This is a genomic window from Caulobacter sp. AVps16 (genome assembly GCF_058681455.1).
On record NZ_CM178739.1, the window covers coordinates 342,074 to 366,290 of the forward strand.

22 protein-coding genes, 1 tRNA gene and 1 pseudogene are annotated in these 24,217 nt (G+C 66.3%); 13 read left to right on the forward strand and 11 right to left on the reverse strand.

Translation table 11 applies throughout. The features are described from left to right. The first annotated feature begins 90 nt into the window (after positions 1–90). The 4 genes from ACW17U_RS01635 (at position 91) to ACW17U_RS01650 (ending at position 2,744) form a co-directional block, all read left to right on the forward strand. The gene (locus tag ACW17U_RS01635) at positions 91–393 is read left to right on the forward strand and encodes a hypothetical protein (RefSeq protein ID WP_062149203.1); all 303 of its coding nucleotides are present in this window, start codon (positions 91–93) and stop codon (positions 391–393) included. 2 nt (positions 394–395) lie between these two features. Then, a complete protein-coding gene (locus tag ACW17U_RS01640; protein ID WP_492054581.1) occupies positions 396–1,505 on the forward strand; it encodes an NAD(P)/FAD-dependent oxidoreductase in 1,110 nt (369 codons plus the stop codon). A 69-nt stretch (positions 1,506–1,574) separates the two neighbouring features. After that, positions 1,575–2,624, forward strand: a complete 1,050-nt coding sequence (locus ACW17U_RS01645) for a glycosyltransferase (protein WP_492054582.1) — start codon at positions 1,575–1,577, stop codon at positions 2,622–2,624. A 43-nt stretch (positions 2,625–2,667) separates the two neighbouring features. After that, positions 2,668–2,744 (forward strand) — tRNA-Met (locus ACW17U_RS01650). A 22-nt stretch (positions 2,745–2,766) separates the two neighbouring features. Here ACW17U_RS01650 and ACW17U_RS01655 read toward each other — a convergent pair. Then, positions 2,767–3,225, reverse strand: a complete 459-nt coding sequence (locus ACW17U_RS01655) for an Lrp/AsnC family transcriptional regulator (protein ID WP_062149193.1) — start codon at positions 3,223–3,225, stop codon at positions 2,767–2,769. Between the two features lie 111 nt (positions 3,226–3,336). On the opposite strand from ACW17U_RS01655, the gene ACW17U_RS01660 reads away from it, so the two are divergent. Together ACW17U_RS01660 and ACW17U_RS01665 are read left to right on the forward strand one after the other, a co-directional pair. Then, positions 3,337–4,581 carry a methionine gamma-lyase gene (locus tag ACW17U_RS01660; RefSeq protein ID WP_492054583.1) on the forward strand — a complete coding sequence of 415 codons (1,245 nt, stop codon included), beginning with the start codon at positions 3,337–3,339 and terminating at the stop codon, positions 4,579–4,581. 188 nt (positions 4,582–4,769) lie between these two features. Further along, positions 4,770–5,072 (forward strand): PilZ domain-containing protein, encoded by a 303-nt coding sequence (locus ACW17U_RS01665; RefSeq protein ID WP_492054584.1) that lies wholly within the window; start codon positions 4,770–4,772, stop codon positions 5,070–5,072. Between the two features lie 60 nt (positions 5,073–5,132). Here ACW17U_RS01665 and ACW17U_RS01670 read toward each other — a convergent pair whose 3' ends face one another. The 3 genes from ACW17U_RS01670 to ACW17U_RS01680 all read right to left on the reverse strand — a co-directional run bounded on the left by ACW17U_RS01670 (position 5,133) and on the right by ACW17U_RS01680 (position 10,318). After that, on the reverse strand, positions 5,133–5,567 hold the full coding sequence (locus ACW17U_RS01670) for a helix-turn-helix domain-containing protein (RefSeq protein ID WP_062149185.1): 435 nt from the start codon (positions 5,565–5,567) through the stop codon (positions 5,133–5,135). A 200-nt stretch (positions 5,568–5,767) separates the two neighbouring features. Next, positions 5,768–7,291, reverse strand: coding sequence for a response regulator (locus ACW17U_RS01675; protein WP_492054585.1), 1,524 nt, complete (start codon positions 7,289–7,291; stop codon positions 5,768–5,770). A gap of 204 nt (positions 7,292–7,495) precedes the next feature. Further along, positions 7,496–10,318, reverse strand: coding sequence for a TonB-dependent receptor (locus tag ACW17U_RS01680; RefSeq protein ID WP_062149178.1), 2,823 nt, complete (start codon positions 10,316–10,318; stop codon positions 7,496–7,498). Positions 10,319–10,841: 523 nt separating this feature from the next. On the opposite strand from ACW17U_RS01680, the gene queC reads away from it, so the two are divergent. From queC to ACW17U_RS01695, 3 genes are all read left to right on the forward strand, one after another. Then, the gene (gene queC / locus ACW17U_RS01685; protein WP_492054586.1) at positions 10,842–11,558 is read left to right on the forward strand and encodes a 7-cyano-7-deazaguanine synthase QueC; all 717 of its coding nucleotides are present in this window, start codon (positions 10,842–10,844) and stop codon (positions 11,556–11,558) included. Then, positions 11,555–12,187, forward strand: coding sequence for a 7-carboxy-7-deazaguanine synthase (gene queE / locus ACW17U_RS01690; RefSeq protein WP_492054587.1), 633 nt, complete (start codon positions 11,555–11,557; stop codon positions 12,185–12,187). The genes queC and queE overlap by 4 nt, the downstream gene beginning before the upstream one ends. A 72-nt stretch (positions 12,188–12,259) precedes the next feature. After that, positions 12,260–12,625 carry a 6-carboxytetrahydropterin synthase gene (locus ACW17U_RS01695; protein ID WP_492054588.1) on the forward strand — a complete coding sequence of 122 codons (366 nt, stop codon included), beginning with the start codon at positions 12,260–12,262 and terminating at the stop codon, positions 12,623–12,625. 3 nt (positions 12,626–12,628) lie between these two features. Here ACW17U_RS01695 and ACW17U_RS01700 read toward each other — a convergent pair whose 3' ends face one another. From ACW17U_RS01700 to aptA, 7 genes and pseudogenes are all read right to left on the reverse strand, one after another. Then, on the reverse strand, positions 12,629–12,877 hold the full coding sequence (locus ACW17U_RS01700; RefSeq protein WP_492054589.1) for a hypothetical protein: 249 nt from the start codon (positions 12,875–12,877) through the stop codon (positions 12,629–12,631). A 119-nt stretch (positions 12,878–12,996) separates the two neighbouring features. Beyond that, on the reverse strand, positions 12,997–13,500 hold the full coding sequence (locus ACW17U_RS01705) for a response regulator (protein ID WP_492054590.1): 504 nt from the start codon (positions 13,498–13,500) through the stop codon (positions 12,997–12,999). Positions 13,501–13,666: 166 nt separating this feature from the next. Then, positions 13,667–14,788 (reverse strand): chorismate synthase, encoded by a 1,122-nt coding sequence (gene aroC, locus ACW17U_RS01710; RefSeq protein WP_492054591.1) that lies wholly within the window; start codon positions 14,786–14,788, stop codon positions 13,667–13,669. A gap of 61 nt (positions 14,789–14,849) precedes the next feature. Continuing rightward, positions 14,850–14,924, reverse strand: a pseudogene (locus ACW17U_RS01715) (hypothetical protein); the annotation flags it as partial. A gap of 41 nt (positions 14,925–14,965) precedes the next feature. Continuing rightward, entirely contained in the window at positions 14,966–16,333 is a 1,368-nt protein-coding gene (locus ACW17U_RS01720; RefSeq protein WP_492054592.1) for a pectate lyase, read from the reverse strand. Between the two features lie 903 nt (positions 16,334–17,236). After that, positions 17,237–17,602 carry a c-type cytochrome gene (locus ACW17U_RS01725; protein ID WP_062151719.1) on the reverse strand — a complete coding sequence of 122 codons (366 nt, stop codon included), beginning with the start codon at positions 17,600–17,602 and terminating at the stop codon, positions 17,237–17,239. A gap of 93 nt (positions 17,603–17,695) precedes the next feature. Next, positions 17,696–19,024 carry an omega-aminotransferase AptA gene (aptA, locus tag ACW17U_RS01730; RefSeq protein ID WP_492055775.1) on the reverse strand — a complete coding sequence of 443 codons (1,329 nt, stop codon included), beginning with the start codon at positions 19,022–19,024 and terminating at the stop codon, positions 17,696–17,698. 101 nt (positions 19,025–19,125) lie between these two features. On the opposite strand from aptA, the gene ACW17U_RS01735 reads away from it, so the two are divergent. From ACW17U_RS01735 to ACW17U_RS01750, 4 genes are all read left to right on the forward strand, one after another. Further along, positions 19,126–19,806: a GntR family transcriptional regulator gene (locus ACW17U_RS01735; RefSeq protein ID WP_492054593.1), complete on the forward strand. Its 681-nt coding sequence runs from the start codon at positions 19,126–19,128 to the stop codon at positions 19,804–19,806. An 82-nt stretch (positions 19,807–19,888) separates the two neighbouring features. Continuing rightward, a complete protein-coding gene (locus ACW17U_RS01740; RefSeq protein WP_492055776.1) occupies positions 19,889–21,361 on the forward strand; it encodes an aldehyde dehydrogenase in 1,473 nt (490 codons plus the stop codon). Positions 21,362–21,365: 4 nt separating this feature from the next. Then, positions 21,366–22,802 carry an NAD-dependent succinate-semialdehyde dehydrogenase gene (locus tag ACW17U_RS01745; RefSeq protein ID WP_492054594.1) on the forward strand — a complete coding sequence of 479 codons (1,437 nt, stop codon included), beginning with the start codon at positions 21,366–21,368 and terminating at the stop codon, positions 22,800–22,802. A gap of 42 nt (positions 22,803–22,844) precedes the next feature. Beyond that, positions 22,845–24,212 carry an aspartate aminotransferase family protein gene (locus ACW17U_RS01750; RefSeq protein WP_492054595.1) on the forward strand — a complete coding sequence of 456 codons (1,368 nt, stop codon included), beginning with the start codon at positions 22,845–22,847 and terminating at the stop codon, positions 24,210–24,212. Positions 24,213–24,217: the final 5 nt, after the last annotated feature.

A 24,217-nucleotide genomic window follows, 5' to 3' on the forward strand; every position in this document is an offset into this window, starting at 1 on the left:
GTCAAAACGGGCTCTAAATCAAAAGTTTAGAGCCTTTCCAGATCCGATGGCCGTTTCCCACTTCCCGGGAAATACTCTAGGCTGCCGCCAATGGAAAAGTTCCCCAGTCCACGTCTGGTCACAGTCCGGCTGTCGGCCGAAGATGCCGCCGATCTGCAGGCCCGTGTCGATCGCGGTGAGTTCGCCTCGCTGGATGAGGGCGTGGCGGCCGAGCTGGCCGAGCTGAACTATCGCCGCGCGGCCGAGATCGTCGGAGGCTCCGAGGCGCTGGAAGCCCTGCTCGATGATCTGGATTTCGAGATGGTCGAGCCTGAAGCGCCGGTGGCCGGCAACATCTCCCTGACCGAGATGCTGGCCAACCTGAAGGCGCAGGCCAAGGCCGCCGACGAGTGAGCGTGGCCTTCGATTTCGACGCCGTGGTGGTCGGCGCGGGTGCCGTCGGCCTGGCCTGTGGCTATGCCCTGTCCAAGCGGGGTCTGGTTGTCGCCGTGCTGGAAGAGCAGGGCCATATCGGCCAGGGCGTGTCGTCGCGCAATTCCGAGGTCATCCACGGCGGGCTCTATTATCCGACCGGGTCGCTGAAGGCGCGGCTGTGCGTGCAGGGCCGGCGAGCTCTTTACCCCTTCCTTGAGCGGCACAATGTCGGCTTCAAGAAGTGCGGCAAGCTGGTGGTGGCCACTGACGAAGCCGAGATCGCGCGGCTGGACGACATCCTGGCCCAAGCGCTGGAGAATGATGTCGAGGGCATGGAATGCCTGACCGGCGAACAGGCCCGTGCCCTTGAGCCCGGCCTCAATGCCCACGCCGCCTTGCTGTCGCCCGAGAGCGGCGTGTTCGACAGCCATGGTTACATGTCGGCCCTGCAGGGCGAGATCGAGGCGGCCGGCGGGGCGGTGGTGATCGCGACGCCGTTCGAGGGCGCGGAAGCCCTTCCGGGCGGCGGCTTTTCCGTTCGCGCCGGCGGGGCCGAGCCCACGAGCCTGACCTGCCGGTGGCTGGTCACCGCACCGGGGCTGTCGGCCCAGGCTGTTGCAGCGCGGATCGAGGGCTATCCCGTCGATCACATCCCCAAGGGGCATTTCGGCAAGGGGGTCTATTTCCGTCTGACCGGCAAGGCTCCGTTCCAGCGCCTGATCTATCCGCCGCCGATCCATGGGGCCCTGGGTACCCATTATCGCAATGACCTGGGCGGGCAGGCGGTGTTCGGACCCGATCTGGAATACGTCCCGGCCCCTGACTATTCGGTCGACCCGGCCAGGGCCGAGATCTTTGCCGCCTATATCCGCAAGTTCTGGCCGGGCCTGCCCGAAGGGGCCCTGTCGGTGGACTATGCCGGGGTACGCCCCAAGCTGCATGGCCCCGGCGAACCGCAACCGGATTTCCAGTTGCGCACTGAGGATGACCACGGGCTTGAAGGGCTCATGGCCCTGTTCGGGATCGAAAGTCCGGGCCTGACCAGCTCCCTCGCGATCGGGGAAGAGGTCGCCGCGCGGCTTTTGGGCTAAGCAGGTCCCGTTGACACCATTGACCCGCCCGCAGATGTTCCGCCTTCCTGGACGCACTGGAGCCTGCCCTTGACCGCCATCCTGCACGCCATGCTGGGCAAGGGGCTGGGCGGACTGGAGCGCGTATTCCTCGACTATCAGCCGATCCTGGAGGCCTATGCCGCCAGGCAGGGCGGCCACTGTACGGGCGTGGTGCGCCGGGGCGGCGCGATCGCCGCAGCAGAGGCGCTGCGCGCACCCCCCCTGGCCAGCATGCCCGCCTATACGGACTGGGATCCCTGGACCGTCGGTTCTGCCCGCCGCCTGGTGGCCCAGACCCGTCCGGACCTGATCCTCAGCCACGGCCAGAGGCCTGCTCGACTGTTTGCGCGCCTGGCTCCGGTCGGGGCGGTCAAAGCGGTCTGTGTGCACAAGCCGACCTTCGATGTCGTCGACGATACCCACTATATCTGCGTTGGCCGCCATCTGGCCGACCTGGCCCTGGCGCGCGGCGTGCCGTCGTCGCGGGTGCATGTCGTTCCCAATGCCGTTGCCGAGCCCACCGTTCAGGCGACGCCCTTTGCGGAGCCAGGCGCGGCGGTCCGTATCGTGGCGGCGGGCCGTCTGCATCCCAAGAAGGGCTTTGATGTCCTGATCCGGGCCATCGGCCTGCTGCGGGCCCGCGGTCTGGACGTGGTCTGCGACATCGCGGGCGAAGGTGAGGAGCGCGCCCATCTGCAGCAACTGATCACGACGCAGGACCTCGGCTCGGTCGTTCGCCTGATCGGCTGGACCCCCGAGGTGTCGAGCCATCTCGCCAGCGGGGACCTCTTTGCCTTCCCGTCGTACCAGGAAGGTTTCCCGCTCGCCTTGCTCGAGGCTATGGCCGTTGCCCTGCCGGTCGTTTCATCCGCGATCGACGGCCCTGTGGAGATGGTCGAGGAGGGCGTGACCGGACGGCTCGTGCCACCGGGTGAGCCGCAAGCCCTTGCCGAGGCACTGGCAGACCTGATCGCCCAGCCCGCCCTGGCCCGCAGCCTTGGTGAGCGTGCCCGGGAGGCCGTCCTGCGCGACTACGGCCCTGCCAGCCTGGCGAGGCGACTTGATGCCGTGGTAGATCGGATGCTTGCCCGGGCTTGATGCCTCAGCGACTTGGGCGTATGACCCCGCTCCGTCCTGGGACGGTTGGGTAGCTCAGATGGTTAGAGCGGTGGATTCATAACCCACAGGTCGGCGGTTCGATCCCGCCTCCAACCACCAGGTCACTTTTCCGCTTCGTGCCCTATCCCGCCAGCGGAAACACCCGGGTTTGCTTGACGACACCATAGGCGAAGCTGGTGTCGATCGAGGCGATACCCGCAATGGCGTGCAGCTTCCGCCGGATGAAGTCCTCATAGGCTTCCAGGCTCTCAACGATCACCCGCAGCAGATAGTCGTCGCCGCCGGCCAGCAGGAAGCAGTCGAGGATCTGGTCGATCCGCGCCACCTGGTCCTCGAAGCCCTTGACCACGTCCTGGCCGTGACGATCCAGCCGCACGCGGATGAAGACGGTGATCGGCAGGCCATAGGCCTTCTGATCGACCAGGGCCGTGTAGCCGGTGATCACCCCTTCAGCTTCCAGATTGCGCAGACGGCGGAGGCAGGGGGAGGGCGACAGGTTCACCCGATCAGCCAGGTCCTGGTTGGTCAGGCGACCGTCCTTCTGCAGTTCGCGGATGATCTGACGGTCCTTGGCGTCCATATCGGCTCCTCAGGGTGGAATCTGCCAAAACAGATGCCTTCACTAGCAGACTTGGCAATCTTCCGCCGATGAATCCACGTCAATCTCGTGCCGTAGCAACGGAGCACAGCCATGGCGCGCGACCTTATCGAGACCGGCTTTTCGACACGGGCGATCCACGCGGGCTATGATCCGGCTGACGAGCACGGTGCCCTGACCCCGCCCGTCCACCTGACCTCGACCTTCGCCTTCGACAGCGCCGAGGCCGGCGGTGAGATGTTTGCCGGCACGCGGCCGGGGCACTTCTATTCGCGCATCTCCAACCCGACGACCGACCTGCTGGAACGCCGCGTCGCTTCGCTGGAGGGAGCCGAGGCGGGCGTGGCCACAGCTTCGGGCATGGGGGCGATCACGGCGGTGATGTGGAGCTTTCTGCGGGCGGGCGACGAGGTGGTCACTGACCAGACGCTCTATGGCTGCACCTTCGCCTTCATGCGTGACGGCCTCTCGCGGTTCGGGATCACGGTCACCCAGGTCGACATGACCGACATGGACGCCCTGGCGGCGGTGGTGTCAGACAAGACCCGGATTATCTATTTCGAGACCCCGGCCAATCCCAATATGCGGCTGGTCGACATCGCCGGTGCGGCAAAGGTGGCCCGTGCCTGCGGAGCAAAGCTGGTGGTGGACAATACCTACGCGACACCGCTGCTGACCCGGCCGATCGAACTGGGTGCCGACATCGTGGTGCATTCGGCCACCAAGTATCTGGGCGGTCACGGCGATCTGGTCGGCGGCATCGCCGTCGGCGGGGTGGAAGACATGGCCCGTGTACGGTTGACCGGGGTCAAGGACATGACCGGGGCGGTGATGTCGCCGTTCACGGCCTTTCTGGTCATGCGGGGGCTGAAGACCCTGGCCCTGCGCATGCGTCAGCACTGCACCAGCGCCGCCAGCGTCGCGACCTGGCTGGAGTCTCATCCGGCCGTGACGCGGGTCTTCTATCCGGGGCTCAAGAGCTTTGACCAGCACGCGCTGGCCCAGCGCCAGATGGCCCTGCCCGGCGGCATGATGGCCTTCGAACTGGCCGGCGGGCACGAGGCCGGGGTGGCGATGATGGACCGGCTGACCCTGATCCGCCGGGCTGTCTCCCTGGGTGACGCCGAGACCCTGATCCAGCATCCGGCCAGCATGACCCACTCGACTTACAGCGCCGAGGAGCGGGCGGCGGCGGGCATCGGCGAGGGGCTGGTGCGGCTGTCGATTGGTCTTGAGGATCTGGCTGATATCCTGGCCGATCTGACCACGGCCCTGTCTCCGAACGCAAAGCTGAGCCCGGTGCCGGAAGAGCGAAAGGTTAATGTGGCGGCACCATGATCGCCGGGGCAAATTCCCTCGCTGGCGCAGGTAAAAGACCCTAGGTTTCAGCGGCTTGCCGGCGGGTAATGGTCGCAGGGACGACAAAAAAAGCCCGCCTGCACGGCCGATTAACCGCGGCATGCGTTTATGGCCCCATGTCCAAGTACGCGTCAGGCGGAGAAGGCGATCGGCGGGGCGCGCCCCGATTGGCGACCCAAAGGGCCGGCAAGCTGCTGTCCGGCACCTTCGCCTGGGACTGCGTGATCCGCGACGTTTCAGAAAGCGGGATCAGGGTGCAGATGCTCGCCGGGGTTGCGCCACCGGCCCAGGTTCAACTGGTCGATCTCGCTGCAGGCTTGGCCCATGACGTGCAACTGGCCTGGCAGAGGGAGCGCGAGGTCGGCTTCAAAATCCTCAAGAGCCATGATCTGCGCGGTCTGACCCACGCCTCAGCCCGCACGGCCAAGAACCTTTGGATGGCCTCGCAGGCGCGCCTTTCGGTCAGTTAGGCAACCGAGATCCTGACAGCTGACTGTCGGGATCTCGCTCATCGTTTCCCTAGCCTTGGGTCAGGCGGCGTCGCCCCGCACGGAGTCATCCGCCATGGCTCGAACCAGATCGAGTACCTGGCGGCGCACCTTGCCCCGGCCAATGCGGGGGAAGACTTCTGCCAGTTCAATGCCTTCAGGGGTCGTCAGGAACTCCTGCACCACCCGTTCGGCATGCAGCCCGACCTCGTCGGCCTCAGAGCCCCCCATGGGGTCAGCCAATCCGTCAAAGAAGAAGGAAACCGGCACCTGCAGGGTCTTGGCGATCTCATACAGTTTGGATGCACTGACGCGGTTGGCACCACGCTCGTACTTCTGCACTTGCTGGAAGGTCAGGCCGAGGGACTCCGCCAATTGTTCCTGGCTGACCCCTAACAGTTTGCGACGCATTCGAACGCGCCCGCCGACATGCAGATCGACCGGGTTGGGTCGTCGGCCTTCGGTTTCTTCGTTCATTCTTTCGCCTCCAACGGTTGTTCGCCAAACATGACACGACCGTGACGGCGGCGAAAGTCAGGCGTGGCCTCAGGTTGGGCGAGTGAGGTCCTGCGCCCCCCAATATGGGTTCAGACCAGCCGCCGCTGATCCTTCGAAGGGGCATCTGTGCGGTCCGAAGCCGTGGGCCTTGATCGGAGTGTTGCTCAAATCGGTGAGGATCAGGCCGCCACGTCCTCGTCCGCTGCGTCGTTCAGGAGCGCGCTGAGCACGGTGGCCAATCGGTCGGGCTTGATCGGCTTTTCCACGACATCTTGCATACCGGCTGCCAGATAGGTCTGGACATCGGAAGGATCGGCGTTGGCGGTCAAGGCGACGATCGGCGTCGTGGCGGGATGCCCCTGCATCTCGCGAATGGCGCGCGTGGCCGTCACGCCGTCCATGCGGGGCATCTTGATGTCCATCAAGATCAGGTCGAAGCGGCCGCTCCTGGCCATTTCAACAGCCTCGAGACCATCGACCGCCTGTTCCGAAGTACAGTCAAACATGTCGCACAAGGCCTCGGCGACCATGCGGTTAGTGGCATTGTCATCGACGATCAGGATATGAGCGGCCCGGGTGTCGTGGCTCGGCTCTGCCCGATGCGCGGCGCTGGTTTCTGCCAGGGGAGCGTCAAGGCCGAAGCGCACGGTCAGGCCTGCGCCGCGATTGGCTTCAGCCCTCACTTCGCCGCCCATGCCACGCATGATCTGGTGGGCCAGGGCCATGCCGACGCCGAGGGCCATCTCGGTACGATCCTCGATGCGAGCGGCACCCAGGGGGTCGAAAATGCGTGCCAGCCGATCTTCTGCCTGGCCAACGGCATTATCGCGGACGCTCCCTTCAAGATGGACACCATCCTGGCCGATACGGGCCTGGAGACAGGCTTCGATGACGCCCCGGCCGCTGGCGAGGGCACTTTCGATCAGGGCGTCAAAGACCTGCAAAAGGCGCTCGGCGTCGACCTCGACCCCGCAGTCCGGTTCGCCATCATAGGAAAACAGGAGGGTTGAGCCGCCCTCGGCGGCGCGCACTGACCAACGGGCCTCAACAGCGTCGGCCAGGTCGCAGAGGCGCACTGGCTGCGATGCCAAAGGCAATTGACCCAGGGTCGAACGGTGAAGGTCGATCGCCCGGCCCAGCATGGCCCCCATGTCGCGGCTGGTATCGCCGATGGCGCGCACAAAGGCGCTGGCGTCCGGCGTCAGGCGCTGTTGCTCCAGTCGCTCAGTGATGGCCAGGACGCCGTCCAGGTGATGATTGATGTCGGTCGCCATCCGCTCGACCAGCGCCATGGCCTCCCGGGCCTCGCGCTGCCGGCGCCGATAGGACGCCAGCAAGGGTCCAAGTCCTCCCACGCCGACATAGTCGCCGGCCTCGTCCACCGCCACGAAGGCCGTGCGGAACACCGGTGAAGGATTGTCAGCCAGTCGGTCGACAAAAGCGCCAAGCTCAGTATCCGCCGGAACCTGGCGGGGTGAGGTGTCCATGATCTCGGCAATTGGCTGTTGGGCCAGAGCCGCGCGGGCGACGGCCATCATGCCCATGAACACATCGCGGTAGATCACGCCTACCGGCTTGCCACCGTCCACCACCGCAAGGGAGAAGGCCGTTTGATCAGCCTCGAGCAGCGCCCACACCGCCTCGCAGGAGGCAGTCGGGGCGACCGGTGGACGGCGATCGATAAGACGAGATAGCGTTTCCATGCGGCCGCTTCGCTGGCGTCTGTGAAAGATCACCTTGCCGTCAGCGCCCTTGCGGAGTCGTTAAGTCGCGGCAGATTCTTGCAAATTCAGCCTGGTGCCGGCGTTTGTGCTGGTCGCGGCCCTGGCTGTCCCGACCATGAAAGAAGGGCGGCGGAATTGTCCGCCGCCCTTTGAAGTCTGAAGTGTTCCGTCAGGAACCCTTGGTTACCACTTCTTGGTGACGCTCACGCCGTAGAGGCGCGGCTCCTGGGTGATGATGTTGGTGAACAGGCCCGAGGAGTCATCGCTGGTATAGGCATCGATGATCGGGATGTCGTTCATCAGGTTCTTCACATAGGCGTCGACTTCCAAGCCCCATTCCGACTTCTCGATCTTGAGGGTCAGGTTGGCGTTGTCCCAGGGTTTGATGCGATCATAGGCGGTGTTGTACACTCGGGCATATTGACCCGTCTGGCGGTAGTAGTCGCCGCGCAGGGTGGCCGACCAGCCGTCTGCCATATCCCAGCGATACTGGGCACCGACCGAGGTCGTCCAGTGCGGCGAGCTGGGCAGCTCGTTACCGGACAGATCCGCCGTGGTGCCTTCGATCGAGTAACCGGCACCGTAGTTATAGAGGCCGGTGCCGTTGGCCAGGAAGTTGGCCGTCGGTGCCGGAACGCCGCGGCTCTGCAGGAAGCCGGCGAACACGGCAGGACCGCCGCAAGCGAAGGGCAGGGTGGCACCCTGGCCAATGGCCAGCAGGGTGGCGACGCCGGCCGAGCTGAGCACGCAGTTGGCGCCGACGCTGGCGTTCGGCAGGCTGGGCCCGACCTTGACCACCGTATAGGCCGGGTTGCTCTGCGTCCGGTTCATGGTGTCGATCGACTTCACGCCTTTGCCGATCTCGGTGTGCAGATAACCGACATTGGCGTTGAGGCGCAGGTTGTAGATCGGCGACCAGATCGACTCGAACTCAAGGCCATAGACCTTGGCGTTGACGTTCTCGTTGACCGAGGTGCGGTTCACGATCTTCGAGATCTGGTAGCCCTGGTAGTCATAGTAGAAGCCCGTTGCGTTCACGAGCAGGCTGCCACCCATCAGGGTGTTCTTGGTGCCCAGCTCGATGGCGTTGACGAACTCCGGCTCGAAGGTCTGCGGGATACCAACGGCATTGGCCGGAACGCCCGGGTTGATGCCACCGCCCTTGTAGCCCTTGGAATAGAAGGCATAGACGAGGGTGTCGTCCGTCAGTTCCAGATCCGGCTTGTAGTCAAAGCCGAAGCGGCCGGTGAGTTCGCTGAAGCTGACCTTGGCGGTCGGGGTCGCAGGATCGAGGACCAGGCCGGTACCCGGCGCGAGCAGCACGGTCTTGTAGTTGTCGACTTCCTTCCGGTCACGGGTCTGGCGCAGGCCCAGGGTGAACTTCAGGTCGTCATTGGCCTGCCAGTACAGTTCGCCAAACAGGGCGTCTGATTTCAGGCGATAGGGGGTGCGGTTGTCATAGTAGTTGTGGCCCGAACCGTCCGGCGTGGCCTTGGTATCGATGCCGATACAGCTGTTCGGCAGGGTGACCGGGTTACAGTTCGGATTGCCGCCGTTCAGCGGGTTGGTCGCGTTCAGGGCCAGGGCCGACAGGGTCAGCGAGTTGCCGATCACATAGTAGTCGGTGACCGTCTCATAGTCGAAGTGGATGCCGCCGATGTTGAAGTTCAGCGGCCCATCGAAGTTCGACGACAGGCGGATTTCCTGGCTGAACTGATTGGCGTCATTGGCCGAGATATCGAGCGTGGTGAACTTGTTGCTGCGACCGGTCTGCGGGTCATTGGCAAAGCCACCGGGCGTGAACGGGGTATTGTTGAACGGTACGGTCGAGACGTTGCGGTTATAGTCCTGCTTTGAATAGACCGAGTTCTCGCTGTAAGACGTCATAGCCGTGACCGTCAGGTTGTCGGTCAGGTCATAGTTCAGGGTGAACTGATAGACGTCTGACTTGGAGCGATAGATCGGGTCGAACGACGACTCGAACTTGTTCAGATCCTTGTCAGTGGTGTCGCCGGCGTTCACGTCGCCGCTGGTGAAACCGAAGATGTTGCCGAGTTCGCCCGTCAGGGTGCCGGACGAGTTGACCGTGCCATAGGCGTTGTTGCTGTACAGCGTTCCGGGCAGGCAGCCCTGGGTCAGGAAGATGCGGGCTGCGCCAGTGGCCACGCCACCGACGGTGGCCGGACCATTGTCCTTGGTGCAGAGCTGCTTGCCGGTCCGCGAACGGGCGTCATCCTCGTGGAAGCGTTCCCAGAGGAAGTTTGTGCGCAGCTTCTCGGACGGATTGAACATCACCGAGATGCGGGTCGAGTAAAGGTCCCGGTCGTCCACCTTGTTGCCGGTGAACGTGTTGGTCATGTAGCCGTCGCGCTTCAGATAGGCGCCTGCGGCCCGGACGGCGAGCACGTCGCCGAAGATCGGCAGATTGACCATGCCGCGGACCTTCTGGGTCCCGTAGTTGCCGACTTCCGCGCGGACCATGCCCTCAAAGCTGTCGGTCGGCTTGGCGGTGATCAGGTTGACCACGCCGCCGGTGGCGTTACGGCCATAAAGGGTGCCTTGCGGTCCGCGCAGCACTTCGACGCGTTCCATGTCGTAGAATTCGGCTTCGAACAGGTTGCCCGACTGCTGGGGGGCGTTGTTCAGGTGGACGCCGACGCCGGCATCCGCTGACGAGCCGACGGCCCGAGCCCCGATGCCGCGAATCTGGAAGTTGAAGCTGTTGGTGAAATTGCTCTTGGCGAAGCTGACGTTCGGAATAGCCAGCTGAAGGTTCGGACCGCCGTCGATCTTCTGGGCTTCAAGCGTGTCCTGGCTGAAGGCGGAAACCGCGATCGGCACGTCCTGAAGGGCTTCTTCCTTCTTCTGGGCGGTGACGACCAGTTCCTCGATCACCGTGCTCTGCTGGGTGCTGGTCTGGGCCAGAACGGGTGTGGCGACGGCTGCAAGCACGGCCGCCGAAGCACCCATGGCCAACAGGCTCCGCAAACGCGAAGATTGCGACATTCGAATTCCCTCCCTGAACGCCGCGGTTCCTTATGGCGGACCCTGCGTGCGTCGCTTGTTTCCTCGGTGCCGTACAATTCGCGCTACGCGGGCGTACGGCTGACCCCTCGCAGCATACAAGGATTGCATACTTGCGTTCTTTGGCTGTCAACTGGTGTCCATATAAGTGATCGGCGATAGGTTACGCCTTTTCACTTTCCCCTTCGTTGCGTTCTCCTGTTTGGGGCAAGTTTCCACCGGAATTAGAAAGGACGGTTTGTTGCTTACCTAACGGAAGTTCTGCCTGAGGCCCCCAAGGCCGGGATCCTGCACCGGACCACCTTATCGCCCGTTGCGCGATTACGGGCTTGGGTATTGGCGGCATAGACTTGCAGCAGCCGTGACGCTGGGCACCAGGTGGTGGATCAAGGTCCGCAGCCACGGCTCAGCCGTTTCGAGTGGTCTCGGCGTCGTGTAGAGGGAGCCATGGTTCTGTTCCTCACCCCCTGTTCAACCGGCGGCCAGCCGGCCTGGAGCTCACGTCATGACTGATGCCGCCCTGGTGCTGTTCTCTGGCGGCCAGGACAGCAGCGTCTGCCTGGCTTGGGCACTGGAACGTTATGCCCGTGTCGAGACGGTCGGTTTCGACTATGGCCAGCGTCACGTGATCGAGATGGAGGCGCGGCAAGCTGTCCGTCACCAGATCGCGGCGCGCTTCCCGCACTGGGGCGAACGGCTCGGCGAGGACCATGTGCTGGACCTCCGCGGCTTCGGTGCGGTGGCGCAGAGCGCCTTGACCGCAGATCGGGCCATCGAAATGACTGATCGGGGCCTGCCGTCGACCTTCGTTCCTGGGCGTAACCTGGTGTTCCTGACCTATGCTGCGGCCCTGGCCGACCGCCGGGGTATCGCCGCCCTGGTCGGTGGAATGTGCGAGACGGACTTCTCTGGCTATCCCGATTGCCGGCGCGACACCCTCGATGCCATGCAGAATGCGCTCAATCTCGGCATGGACCGCGAGTTCCGGATCGAAACGCCGTTGATGGCCCTGACCAAGGCCGAGACCTGGGCCCTGGCCAAGGCCCTGGGAGGCGAGGATCTGGTCGACCTGATCGTGGTCGAGAGCCACACCTGTTACCAGGGCGAGCGCGGCGAATTGCAGGCCTGGGGCCATGGCTGCAGTGACTGTCCGGCCTGCGACCTGCGCCAGAAGGGCTACGAGGCCTGGGACGCCGCCGGACGTGCGGAGCTCGAACTGTGACCTATTCCGTCAAGGAGATCTTCCTGACCCTGCAGGGCGAAGGCGGCCAGGCCGGCAAGGCGGCTGTGTTCTGCCGCTTCGCCGGCTGCAATCTGTGGACGGGTCGCGAGCAGGACCGCGCCAAGGCGGTCTGCACCTTCTGTGACACCGACTTCGTCGGCACAGACGGCGAGGGGGGCGGCAAGTTCGCGACGCCTGAACTTCTGGCGGACGCAGTCGAGGCCGCCTGGACGGGCGGGGCCAAGGATCGCCTGGTGGTCTGTACCGGTGGCGAACCCCTGTTGCAGCTGGATCCGCCCGCGATCGCCGCCTTCCACGCCCGGGGTTTCATGATCGCCGTTGAGAGCAATGGCACCGTCTCGGCCCCCGAGGGCATAGACTGGGTCTGTATCAGCCCGAAGGCTGACGCCCCGGTCATCCAGACCCGGGGCCAGGAGCTGAAGCTGGTCTATCCGCAGGACAAGGCCATGCCGGAGCGGTTCGAAAGTCTCGATTTCGAGCGCTTTTACCTGCAGCCGATGGACGGCCCCGACCGCGACCGAAACACGCAATTGGCCGTCGCCTATTGCCTTTCCCACCCTCAATGGCGTTTAAGCGTCCAAACACATAAATATCTCGGCCTGCCCTGACGGATAAGGCGCTCGACTTGGTGACAGGGTCGACGCGCTAGAGCCTCCCAGGCCTTGTCAAAAGAAGCATAGATGATGCCCGTCTTCGAGATCACGAAGGCCGCGACCTTCGACGCGGCCCATTACATCGAGCAAGGTCCTGCCGACCATCGCTACCGCAAGCTGCACGGCCACTCGTTCAAGGTGGAGGCCAGCGTGAAGGGCCAGATGCAGGGCGCCGGCTGGGTCGCCGACCTGGAGGGGCTGGACACGGCGCTGAAGGCCGTGGCCGCAGAGCTCGACCATGGCCTGCTGAATGATCGCCCCGGTCTGGAAAGCCCGACCCTGGAGCGCCTTTGTCTCTATTTCGCCGAGCGGCTGACCCCGGCCTTTCCGGGTCTGTCCCGGGTGGAGATCTCGCGCCCGACCATCGGCGAGCGCTGCGCGCTCAGCCTCTGAGTCCTATTGCGAGCGCTTCCAGGCGTCGTATTCCCGCTTCTCGCGATCCTTGGCGCTTTCGCCCGGAATGACGGCCTTGCCGGTGGCGACCACGGCCTTGCCCCCGACCTTGGCGGCGCCGCCGACCATGGCCCCGGTCACGCCAATGGCGGTGCCGGCCACCATGCCGACGGTGCTGGCGGCCAGGCAGCCCTGCAGGCTCAGGCCCAGGGCGACGAGGGTGACGACGGAAGTCAGACGTTTCAGGCTCATGGCGCGCTCATCAGGACGGACAGCGCCCTGATGATGGCTAACAGGTCTTAAAACCTGATGAGCAACGTCCCGGAGCGTTGCCCAACCGGCGGGAAACGGCTTTCGGCCGTTTAGGTGCCCTAGCCGAAATCGATGGCGATGGAATCTTCGTCGCGCCGCCAGGGGCCCTTGTGGTCGGCGCTGGTGCGTCGCCGGCGGTCAGGCCCGAAATAGGTCCCGCAGCGGATATAGGGGCGCGGCTGCTCGATCAGCAGGGTCAGGCGATGGACCAGGCTGCGCCCGGTGACCGGCTTGGTCAGGAACTCGTTGACCCCGGCATCGCGGGCATCCTGGACGCGCCGCAGGGTGGAGTGGCCGGTGACCATCAGGACCGGCGCAAAGGGATTGGGGCTGTCAGGCGAGCGTCGCAGCAGGTTGACGAAGTCGATGCCGCCCAGCTGGCCCATCTTCAGGTCGGTGATGACGATGTCGATCGGCACGCCGCGCATCAGGTTGAGGGCCTCGACGCCGTCCATGGCCTCGAAGATCTGCCGGACGCCGATCGCGCGCAGCATCTCGGTCAACAGCAGCCGCATGTGCCGATTGTCATCGACCAGTAGAATTTTCAGGGTGTCGAAGCGCACGCGTTTCCTGGACCTTGACGCGCTACGGCGCAACTTTTGCGAGATTTTTTGGATTTTATTCGCAGTAATGGCAGACCTACTGCCTGGCAACTGGGCAGGTCAAGCCGAAAAACCTAATGTTTTCAGCAAGCGTACTCAAAATACCAAAGGTCGCTGACCGGAGGTTTCAGAGGCGCTCGTTTTGCCCGGGCCGGTAGGCACCGCCGCCGGTCTGGGCCCGGTGGCGCAGGAAGGCATCGGCCAGGACGCAGGCGGTCATGGCCTCGACCACCGGCACGCCGCGAATGCCGACACAGGGGTCGTGGCGTCCCTTGGTGCGCAGGTCGACATTCTCGCCGGCCTCATTGACCGTCTCCCGCGGGATCAGGATCGAGGAGGTCGGCTTGAAGGCCACCCGGGCCACCACCGGCTGACCGGTCGAGAGGCCACCCAGTACCCCGCCGGCGTGATTGCTCAGGAAGACTGGCCCGTCATTGCCCATGCGCATCTGGTCGGCATTGTCCTCGCCGGTCAGGGCGGCGCTGGCGAAGCCCTCGCCGATCTCGACGCCCTTGGCGGCATTGATCGACATCAGGGCTGCGGCCAGTTCGGCGTCCAGCTTGCCATAGAGCGGCGCGCCCCAGCCGGCCGGAACACCCGTCGCCTCGACCTCGACAACGGCCCCGGTCGAGGAGCCGGCCTTGCGGATCTTTTCCAGATGCTCTTCCCAGACCGGGATGATCGCCGCATCGGGCGACCAGTAGGGGTTCTGCTCGACCTGGTCCCAGTCCCAGTTGGCCCGGTCGATCGCGTAGGGGCCGATCTGGACGAGCGCCGCGCGCACCGTCACGCCGGGGATGACCAGCCGGGCAATGGCCCCGGCCGCCACGCGCGCCGCCGTCTCGCGGGCCGAGCTGCGGCCGCCGCCGCGATAGTCACGCACGCCGTACTTGGCGAAATAGGGATAGTCGGCATGACCGGGCCGGAAGGCCTGGGCGATCTCGCCATAGTCCTTGGAGCGCTGGTCGGTGTTTTCGATCATCAGGGAGATCGGCGTGCCGGTCGTGCGCTGGCCGTCCGAGCGGCCGTCTTCGAACACGCCCGACAGGATGCGCACCGCATCCGGCTCCTGGCGCTGGGTGACGAACTTGCCCTGGCCGGGGCGACGCTTGTCGAGGAAGCCCTGGATCATCTCCGCCGTCAGGGCGATCCCGGGAGGGCAGCCGTCGACGACGCAGCCGAGCGCCGGCCCGTGGCTTTCGCCCCAGGTGGTGACGCGGAACAGGTGACCAAAGGTATTGTGCGACATGCCGGGGCTTCTAGCGGAAACAGCCGGCTGCAGCAAAGGCGGGCAGGGGTTTGCGCACTTGCCCCCTCCGCGCTTCGCGCTCCTCCCCCGGAGGGGGAAGATGAGGTCGGTTCATCCGCCCCCGCCGGGGGCGGACGGTCGCGAAGCGACCCGGTGGGGGCCTGCGGCGCTGGCCGCTCACCCCCGAACCTTGGCCGCATCGGCCAGGTAGAGCTCCAGGTTCGTCCAGCCCGACCCGTCCCTGGCCAGAGCCGCTCCATCGGCCAGCTTCGGGTTGAAGCCGTACGCGGTCTCCCAGGCATCGGGCATGCCGTCGCCGTCGGTATCGATTGCCGCCTGGCCGGGCGCGAGGGCCGGCCAGCCGCCGACTTCCTGTTCGTTGTTGATGACCTTTCCGGTCCGGGCCCTCACGCCCTCGACCACCCGAGCATCCACGGCGTCCCGCGACACCGAGGCCCCGGCTTCGGCCAGGACGCGCTGATAGGCACTGGGGGCCGGGTCGGCCGTCACCGGCGCGACCGCGATCGGAGCCGTCTGGCGATAGTTCTCGACCTGCAGACCGGTGACCAGGCTCCAAGGGTCGGCGGGAATCTCGCCGTTCATGCTGTTGCCGGCGAAATAGGCCCTGGCCAGGCTGTTGCCCTCCTGGAAGGCGACCAGCTTCTCGGAATTGGGCCCGGCGACATAGGCATTGTCGATGAAGTTGTAGGCGACCAGGGCCGCCTTGTCGGCGTCATAGCCGGCATAGCCCTTGCCCCAGTTGTAGAAGACGTTGGAGCGGAACTCGATGAAGGCACCGATCGGGTCCTTGTCGGGGCCGTCATAGTTTCCGGGGCGCGGCATGCGGGCCATGTGATTGGCCCAGAGATTGTGGTGGAAGCTGATCTTCGAGCCCTGGCCCCCGCGGATCAGGCTGCCATAGCCGTGGTCGCCCTTGGCATGCAGCGAGTGGGCCAGGCTCTCGGCGATGATCGACCACTGCACGGTCAGGTCATGGAAGCCCTGGTCTGGATTGTCGAACCGGGCCGAGGCCGACAGGGTCTCGTCCACCGACCAGCTGGCCGAGACATGGTCCAGGATGATCCGCCGCCCCTTGGCGATCCAGATGGCGTCGCCCTCGGTCTTGCTCTCGGCCCCGAGGCGCGAGCGGATGAAGCGGATCACCACATCATCGGCGGCCACCACCAGGGTCTGGTCGCGCAGGGTGATACCGCCGCCCGGTGCGGTCTGGCCGGCGATGGTGATCTGGCCGTTGGAGATCTTCAGCGGCGTCTTCAGCAGGATCGTGCCGGCCACATCGAACACCACGGTCCGCGGGCCCTTGGCCTCGACCGCCGCGCGCAGCGAGCCGGGACCGGCGTCCTCGAGGTTGGTGACCCGCAGCACCGCCCCGCCGCGTCCACCGACCGACAGCCGCCCCGCACCCTCGGCCCCGGGGAAGGCGACGACCTCTTTCGGCGCGGCGACCGAGGGGCCGGTGGCGCAGGCTGAGACGGCAAGAGCCAGGGCGGCGAGGCTGGCGGCGTTCTGAAGCGGGCGGCGCATGGCGTGTTTCATCCCCGGAGCATTGGTGTCTTGAGGGCAGGTGTCGAGGCGGGAAAATGCCGGTGAGAGAGACCTTTGTCCACCGGTGTCATTTCTCTCTCGGAGCTATTGGCCCCCTCCTGACCGCTAGGCGGTCGTCCTCCCCCGGAGGGGGAAGATGAGGTCAGCGCCTTTCATCTTCCCCCTCCGGGGGAAGACGGCTGCGCAGCAGCCCGTAGGGGGCAAGTCTGGCGGACACAGCTTCTCGACCTCACGCGATCACTCGCTGAAGGGATGGAAAGGGTCGCGGAGCGTCCGGACGACGTCCGGATGAGAGATAGAAAATACCGTTTCGACGAAGCCGTCCGCTCCGCGTCACCGTTTTCCGTCAGCCTCCCGCCAGGTGGCCCTGTTGAGGCCTTACCGGGACCCGGATCCCGCCGTTTCCAGCGCGCTCCGGCGGTCGAAGAGGACGGGCTTTCAGCCAGACACGCCCCTTTGCCTTCAACCACGCCGACGGCGGGCGGGTCTGGCCAGCAACCAGGTCCCCGGACCGGTCGAGTATCCCCCTCGACCCCAGCCCCGCTCGATCACCCCCCGCCGCCGCCATGGTCGCTGGCCAAGCGCCCTTTCCTCGCGACGAGGTGGGTACAGAATACGGGAGGATTGGGCGCGTCGGTTGGGCGCGGTGGTTGTTTTTGCAGGGTGTTGATCGGGTTGAGCTTTTCCCTGCAAGCCCCGGGGATTGATTGTTCTCTATCCCCGTACTTGCCCCCTACGGATCGCTTCGCGATCGTCTTCCCCCGGAGGGGGAAGATGGGTTCGCGCGTTTCATCTTCCCCCCGCAGGGGGGAGGACGACCTGCAAAGCAGGTCAGGAGGGGGCCAGCGGCGTCGGCCGGGGTTACACCGCCCCCACCGCCCCCTAGCGCCGCGAGCGGTCCAGCGAGCGGATATAGGCCGTGACCTCGGTGATCTCGGTTGAGGTCAGCTGCTTGCGGGGCATGCGGTAGTGGCCGACCTGGGTAATGGCCTCCAGCTCCCAGTCGAGCCGGGTATTGCGATAGGTTTCGGCCACCTTGGCGAAGGCGGGCGCGCCAGAGCGCGCGTTGCCGCCGCTGGGGCCCACCGCATGGCACTGGGCACATTCGGACAGGGCGAGGCTGCGGCCGCGGGCGACGAGGTCTGAGGCGGACGGCTCGCCCGGCGTGCTGGCGCAGGCGGCGAGGCCGGCGCAGGCTGCGATGACCAGGCCAAGATGGCGGACAGCGACGGGGAGGGGCGGTGTCATGGTGATGGCGCTCTGGCCCACAGGGGTGAGCCCAGTCTGCGCTCTCCGCCTGCGCCGGAATTGATCCCGATCAATAGGGCCGGGCGATGGCTCCTAGTCGACCCGGGCCAGCACCCCGCGCAGGGTCTCGACGACCTGGTCGACATGGCTCTTCTCGATGATCAGCGGCGGCGACAGGGCGATGATGTCGGCGGTGACCCGGATCAGCAGGCCGGCGTCGAAGGCGGCCTCGAACACCTCCAGGGCCCGGGCCGTCGGGGCCCCGGGGCGGGCCTCGAGCTCGATGCCGCCGATCAGGCCGAGATTGCGGATGTCGATGACATGGCGGGCATCGCGCAGACTGTGGATGGCCTCCTGCCAGTAGGACTCCATGCCGGCGGCGCGGGCAAAGAGGTCGTCTTCCTTGTAGGTCTCCAGCGTGGCGATCCCGGCCGCGCAGGCCAGGGGATGGGCCGAATAGGTGTAGCCGTGGAAGAGCTCGATCGGGGCGTCTGCCCCCTCCATCATGGCGTCATAGATCTTGCCCGAGGCGGCGACCGCGCCGCAGGGCACGGCGGCATTGGTCAGGCCCTTGGCCATGCAGATCAGGTCGGGGGTGACGCCGAAGCGGTCGGCGGCGAACGGCGTGCCCAAGCGGCCGAACCCGGTGATCACCTCGTCGAAGATCAGCAGGATGTCGTGTTTGTCGCAGATCGCCCTCAGGCGCTGCAGATAGCCCTTGGGCGGGATCAGCACGCCGGTCGACCCGGCCACCGGCTCGACGATGACGGCGGCGATGTTGGAGGCGTCGTGCAGGGCGACGATGCGCTCCAGCTCGTCGGCCAGGTGGGCACCGTGCTCGGGCTCGCCCTTCGAGAACAGGTTGCCGGCTACGCCGTGGGTATGGGGCAGGTGGTCGACGCCGGTCAGCAGCGAGCCGAAATACATCCGGTTCTTGGGGATGCCGCCCACTGAAATGCCGCCGAAGCCGACGCCGTGATAGCCGCGCTCGCGGCCGATCAGCCGGGTCTTGGTCCCCTTGCCGCGGGCCCGGTGATAGGCCAGGGCGATCTTCAGGGCCGTGTCGACCGACTCCGAGCCACTGTTGGTGAAGAAGATCCGGTCCAGGCCCTCCGGTGTCACCTGGGCCAGCTGGCTGGCAAAAGCGAAGGCCAGGGGATGGCCCATGTTGAAGCAGGGGGCATAGTCCATCTCGGCTGCCTGCTTCTGGATCGCTTCGCGGATCCGGGGCTGGTCGTGGCCGGCATTGACGCACCAGAGGCCCGAGGTGGCGTCGAGGATCTCGCGGCCTTCCGGCGTGCGGTAGTGCATGTCCTTGGCCGAGGCGAGCATGCGCGGATGGGCCTTGAACCGCCGGTTGGGCGTGAAGGGCATCCAGAAGGCATCGAGGTTGTTGGCACCGAAATCGGCCATGGCGGTGATCCTTGATGAGGCCTTGCAATGTGATCGCAATCTGGTGTGTCCTTGCAAGCCCTCAATAGCCGCTTGGCCCCGCTTTTGGGGGGTGAGCTGGGGAGAAGCCTTTGGCCGAAGCGAAGTCCCGCCGTCCCCTGGCCGATTCCACGGCCGTGCATGACCAGGTCTATGACGCCATCCGGCAGGCCCTGATCACCGGCCGTATCGCCCCCGGGGTGGGTGTCAGTCTGCGCAGCCTCGCCGCCGAACTGGGGGTCAGCCCCATGCCGGTCCGCGATGCCGTGCGGCGGCTGGCGGCCGAGCGGGCCCTGGCGATCAATCCGGCCAACAAGCGCCTGTCGGTGCCGTCCCTGACCGCCGACCGGCTTGAACAGCTGTCCCAGGCCCGGCTGTGGATCGAGCCCGAACTGGCCGCCCGCGCCGCGCCCCTGGCCGATGCGGCCCTGATCAAGACCCTGCAGGCCATTGACGCGCGCCTGGATGCGGCGCTCGCCGCCGGGGATGTCGACGGCTACATGACCGCCAACCATGCCTTTCACTTTGCCATCTACCAGCGGTCCGGGGCCGAGGTGCTGCTGTCGATGGCCGGCGGCCTGTGGCTGCAGGTCGGGCCCTTCATGCGGGTGGTGTTCGGCCGGGTGGGCACGGGCAGTCTGCCCACGGACCGCCATGCCGAGGCCATCACCGCCCTGAAGGCCCGCGACGCCGAAGGTGCCCGCCGCGCCATCGCCGCTGATCTGTCCGAAGGCATGGACAAGATGCGGGCCGCCGTGGAGGCCGGGTCGTGACGGTCCGGCTTGACAGTCCCGCCCGGGCCAAGAACTGTGATCACAGTTTTAGGAAGCCCCGCCCGTGACCCTGCCTGCTGCCATGACCGAAGCGGTTGCCCGCCTGACCCTGCCTGGCCTGGCGGTGATCGAAGGCGAGCGCGTCGAGGCGGAGTCGGGGGCCACCTTCCACAATGTCTCGCCGCGCGATGGCCGGGTGCTGAACCTGGTGACCGCCTGTCAGGCCGTCGATGTCGAGCGGGCCGTCGCCTCGGCCCGGGCGGCCTTCGAGGACGGCCGCTGGCGGGACCTGGGACCGCGCGCCAAGAAGGCGATCCTGTTCCGCCTCGCCGACCTGATGGAACGCGATGCCGAGGAACTGGCCCTGCTCGAGAGCCTCGACGTCGGCAAGCCGATCCGCGACGCCCGGGCCGTCGACATCCCTTTGGCGATCAATACCTGCCGCTGGTACGCCGAGGCCCTGGACAAGGTCTATGGCGAGGTCGGGACCTCGCCGGTGGATCGGCTGAGCTATGCCGTGCATGAGCCGCTGGGCGTGATCGGAGCGATCGTGCCGTGGAACTTCCCGCTGCACATGGCGATGTGGAAGGTCGCCCCGGCCCTGGCCATGGGCAATTCGGTGGTGCTGAAGCCGGCCGAGCAGTCGCCCCTGACCGCCCTGAAGCTCGGTGAACTGGCCCTGGAAGCTGGGCTCCCGGCAGGGGTTCTCAATGTGGTCCCCGGTCTGGGCTCCGTCGCCGGCGAGGCCCTTGCCCTGTCGATGGATGTCGACATGATCGCCTTTACCGGCTCGGGTCCGGTGGGGCGGCGGCTGATGGAGTATTCGGCTCGCTCCAACCTCAAGCGGGTGTCGCTGGAACTGGGCGGCAAGTCGCCCCAGATCGTCTTCGCCGACTGCCCGGACCTCGAGGCCGCCGCCCAGGCCGCCGCCTGGGGCGTGTTCTATAACCAGGGCGAGGTCTGTACGGCGGCGTCGCGCCTGCTGGTCGAGGCCAGCATCAAGGACGCCTTTCTGGACAGGGTCGTGGCCGTGGCCAGGGACATGGTGCCCGGCGACCCGCTGGATCCGGCGACGGTGTTCGGAGCCATGGTCAGCGAGCGGCAGATGAACACCGCCCTCGACTATATCGCCACCGCCGACAGCCAAGGCGCGCGGCGGGTCCTGGGCGGACGGCAGGTGCGCCAGGACAGCGGCGGCTTCTATGTCGAGCCGACCATTTTCGACCGCGTCGCACCGGAAAGCACCCTGGCCCGCGAGGAGGTCTTCGGGCCGGTCCTCGGGGTGATGAGCTTCAGCAGCGAGGCCGAAGCCTTCCGCCTGGCCAATGACACGGTCTATGGCCTGGCCGCCGGCCTGTGGACCTCGGACATCAGCCGGGCCCTGGGCGGGGCACGCCAGCTCAGGGCCGGGCTGGTCTGGGTCAATGGCTGGGATGCCTGCGACATCACCATGCCGTTCGGCGGCTTCAAGCAGTCGGGTTTTGGCCGCGACCGCAGCCTCCATGCGTTGCACAAGTATGCCGACTTGAAGTCGGTGTCCGTGACGCTGAGGTGACCTGATGAGGCTTGTTGAAACCGCTGCCCTGATTGACGGGCACTGGATCGCGGGGGCGAGCACCTTTGCGGTGACCAATCCGGCCGACGGCATGCTGATCGCCGAGGTGGCCGATCTGGGGGCGGCCGAGACCGACCTGGCCATTGCGGCCGCCCACCGCGCCTTTCCGGCCTGGGCCGCGCGCACGGCCAAGGATCGCGGCGCGATCCTGCGGCGGTGGAGCGACCTGATCCTGGCCCAGGCCGACGACCTGGCCCGGCTGATGACCTCCGAACAGGGCAAGCCCCTGGCCGAGGCGCGGGGCGAGGTCGTCTACGGTGCCAGCTTCATCGACTGGTTCGCCGAGGAGGCCAAGCGGTCCTACGGCCACACCATTCCCAGCCCGATGCCGGGCAAGCGCCTGGCCTCGATCAAGCAGCCGGTCGGGGTCTGCGCCGCCATCGCGCCGTGGAACTTCCCGATCGCCATGATCACCCGCAAGGTCGGGCCGGCCCTGGCGGCGGGCTGCACCGTCGTGGTCAAGCCGGCGGCCGAGACTCCGCTCAGCGCCCTGGCCATTGCCCGCCTGGCCGAGGCGGCAGGCCTTCCGGCCGGGGTGCTCAACATCGTCACGGGCCTGGACGCCAGCGGCATCGGCAAGGTGCTGTGCGCGGATTCCCGGGTGCGGAAACTGTCCTTCACCGGCTCCACTCCGGTGGGCAAGACCCTCTATGGCCAGTGCGCCGGGACGGTGAAGAAGCTGTCGCTGGAACTGGGCGGCAATGCCCCCTTCATCGTCTTCGACGATGCCGATCTCGAGGCCGCCGTCGAGGGGGCCATCGCCAGCAAGTACCGCAATACCGGCCAGACCTGCGTCTGCGCCAACCGGCTGATCGTGCAGTCAGGCATCCACGACGCCTTCGTGGCACGGCTGACGGCCAGGGTCGGGGCCATGACGGTCGGGCCCGGCACGGGCGAGGGCGTCACCATCGGGCCGCTGATCAACGACAAGGCCCTGGTCAAGGTCGAGTCCCTGGTCCGCGAGGCGGTAGCCCAGGGCGCAAGGGTTGAGACCGGCGGTGCCCGCCATGACCTGGCCGGCCTGTTCTACCAGCCCACGGTCCTGAGCGGCGCGACCGCAGACATGCGGCTGTTCCAGGAGGAGATCTTCGGTCCGGTCGCCCCTATCGTGAAGTTCGAGACCGAGGCCGAGGCCATCGCCCTGGCCAATGCCACGCCGTTTGGCCTGGCCGCCTATTTCTACAGCCGCGACGTCGGGCGCTGCTGGCGGGTGGCCGCGGCGATCGAGGCCGGCATGGTCGGGATCAATGAAGGCCTGATTTCCACCGAGGTCGCGCCCTTCGGCGGGGTCAAGGAATCGGGCCTTGGCCGTGAAGGCGCGTCCGAGGGGCTCGAGGAGTATCTGGAGACCAAGTACCTCTGTTTTGGCGGGGTGGGATGATGGGGTTCCGCCTGCTTTTGACACCGTTGGTGCGGGGCGCGCATGATCGCTGAACGCACCACTCGCCCCGAACTGAAAGACCTCCTCGCCGCCGAAGCCGCGCGCTTCACGGCCGAGCACCCGCGCAGCGTGGCGATGGCCGGGCAGGCGGCCCAGGTCTGGCGCGGCGGCGCGCCGATGCACTGGATGAACGACTGGGCCAGCCCGAGCCCGATCTTCGCGGCCCAAGGCGTCGGGGCCCAGATCACCGACGTCGACGGCAAGCTGTACGACGACTTCTGCCTGGGCGACACGCCGTCGATGTTCGGCCATGGCGATGCGGCGGTGGCGGCAGCGGTATCGGACCAGATCAAGCGCGGGGCCGGCTTCATGCTGCCCACGGCGACCTCGGTGATCGTCGGCCGTCTGCTGGCCGAGCGCTTCGGCCTGCCCCTTTGGCAGACGGCCACCACGGCCAGCGATGCCAACCGCGCGGCGATCCGCTGGGCACGTGCGGTCACGGGCCGGCCGGTCATCCTGATCTTCGACGGCTGCTATCACGGCATGGTCGAGGATGCCTTCGTCGTCCTCGGCGACGGTGGTGCCATCATGAAGCCGGGCCTGCTGGGCCAGGTGCATGACCTGACGGCGACGACCCGGGTCATACCGTTCAACGACCTTGCCGCCCTGCAGGCGGCCCTGGCACCGGGGGATGTCGCCGCGGTCCTGGCCGAGCCGGTGATGACCAATTGCGGGATGATCCTGCCCGAGCCGGGCTTCCATGACGCCTTGAGGTCCCTGACCCGCGACGCCGGGACCCTGCTGATCCTTGACGAGACCCACACCCTGTCCAGCGGGCCGGGCGGCTATGTCGGGCTGCACGGCCTGGAGCCGGACATGTTCGTGGTCGGCAAGGCCATTGCCGGCGGCGTGCCGGCCGCCGTCTGGGGCGTGACCGCCGAACTGTCGGGTCGCATGGACGAGGCCCAGGCGCGGACCGGACCGGGCCAGTCGGGCATCGGCACCACCCTGTCGGGCAATGCCCTGGCCCTGGCCGCCATGCGGGCCATGCTGACCGAGGTGATGACGCCGGAGGCCTTTGGCCGGATGCTGGTCGGGGCGCAGCGCCTGGTGGCGGGGCTTCAGGCCGTGATCGCGGCGCGCGGCCTGCCCTGGTCGGTGGCCCATGTCGGGGCACGGGTCGAGCTGGTCTTCGCCGATCCCCTTCCGAAAAATGCTGCCGAGATGCGCAAGGCTCTGGACCACGACCTCCTGGCCGCGCTTCATCTGTGGCTGATCAACCGGGGCGTTCTGATAGCGCCCTTTCACAACATGATGCTGGTGTCACCGGTGACTGAAGACCCTGCCATCGACCGTCTGGTCGCGGCGGTCGACAGCTTCGCCGGGGAGATCGAGGGCCTTTCCGCATGAGTCAT

Excerpts from the sequence above, each read along its gene's own strand:
- ACW17U_RS01635 (WP_062149203.1), top strand. The coding sequence starts at position 91 with ATGGAAAAGTTCCCCAGTCCACGTCTGGTCACAGTCCGGCTGTCGGCC.
- ACW17U_RS01655 (WP_062149193.1), bottom strand. The coding sequence starts at position 3,225 with ATGGACGCCAAGGACCGTCAGATCATCCGCGAACTGCAGAAGGACGGT.
- ACW17U_RS01660 (WP_492054583.1), top strand. The coding sequence starts at position 3,337 with ATGGCGCGCGACCTTATCGAGACCGGCTTTTCGACACGGGCGATCCAC.
- ACW17U_RS01670 (WP_062149185.1), bottom strand. The coding sequence starts at position 5,567 with ATGAACGAAGAAACCGAAGGCCGACGACCCAACCCGGTCGATCTGCAT.
- ACW17U_RS01675 (WP_492054585.1), bottom strand. The coding sequence starts at position 7,291 with ATGGAAACGCTATCTCGTCTTATCGATCGCCGTCCACCGGTCGCCCCG.
- ACW17U_RS01680 (WP_062149178.1), bottom strand. The coding sequence starts at position 10,318 with ATGTCGCAATCTTCGCGTTTGCGGAGCCTGTTGGCCATGGGTGCTTCG.
- queC (WP_492054586.1), top strand. The coding sequence starts at position 10,842 with ATGACTGATGCCGCCCTGGTGCTGTTCTCTGGCGGCCAGGACAGCAGC.
- ACW17U_RS01695 (WP_492054588.1), top strand. The coding sequence starts at position 12,260 with ATGATGCCCGTCTTCGAGATCACGAAGGCCGCGACCTTCGACGCGGCC.
- ACW17U_RS01700 (WP_492054589.1), bottom strand. The coding sequence starts at position 12,877 with ATGAGCCTGAAACGTCTGACTTCCGTCGTCACCCTCGTCGCCCTGGGC.
- aroC (WP_492054591.1), bottom strand. The coding sequence starts at position 14,788 with ATGTCGCACAATACCTTTGGTCACCTGTTCCGCGTCACCACCTGGGGC.
- ACW17U_RS01720 (WP_492054592.1), bottom strand. The coding sequence starts at position 16,333 with ATGCGCCGCCCGCTTCAGAACGCCGCCAGCCTCGCCGCCCTGGCTCTT.
- ACW17U_RS01725 (WP_062151719.1), bottom strand. The coding sequence starts at position 17,602 with ATGACACCGCCCCTCCCCGTCGCTGTCCGCCATCTTGGCCTGGTCATC.
- ACW17U_RS01740 (WP_492055776.1), top strand. The coding sequence starts at position 19,889 with ATGACCGAAGCGGTTGCCCGCCTGACCCTGCCTGGCCTGGCGGTGATC.
- ACW17U_RS01745 (WP_492054594.1), top strand. The coding sequence starts at position 21,366 with ATGAGGCTTGTTGAAACCGCTGCCCTGATTGACGGGCACTGGATCGCG.
- ACW17U_RS01750 (WP_492054595.1), top strand. The coding sequence starts at position 22,845 with ATGATCGCTGAACGCACCACTCGCCCCGAACTGAAAGACCTCCTCGCC.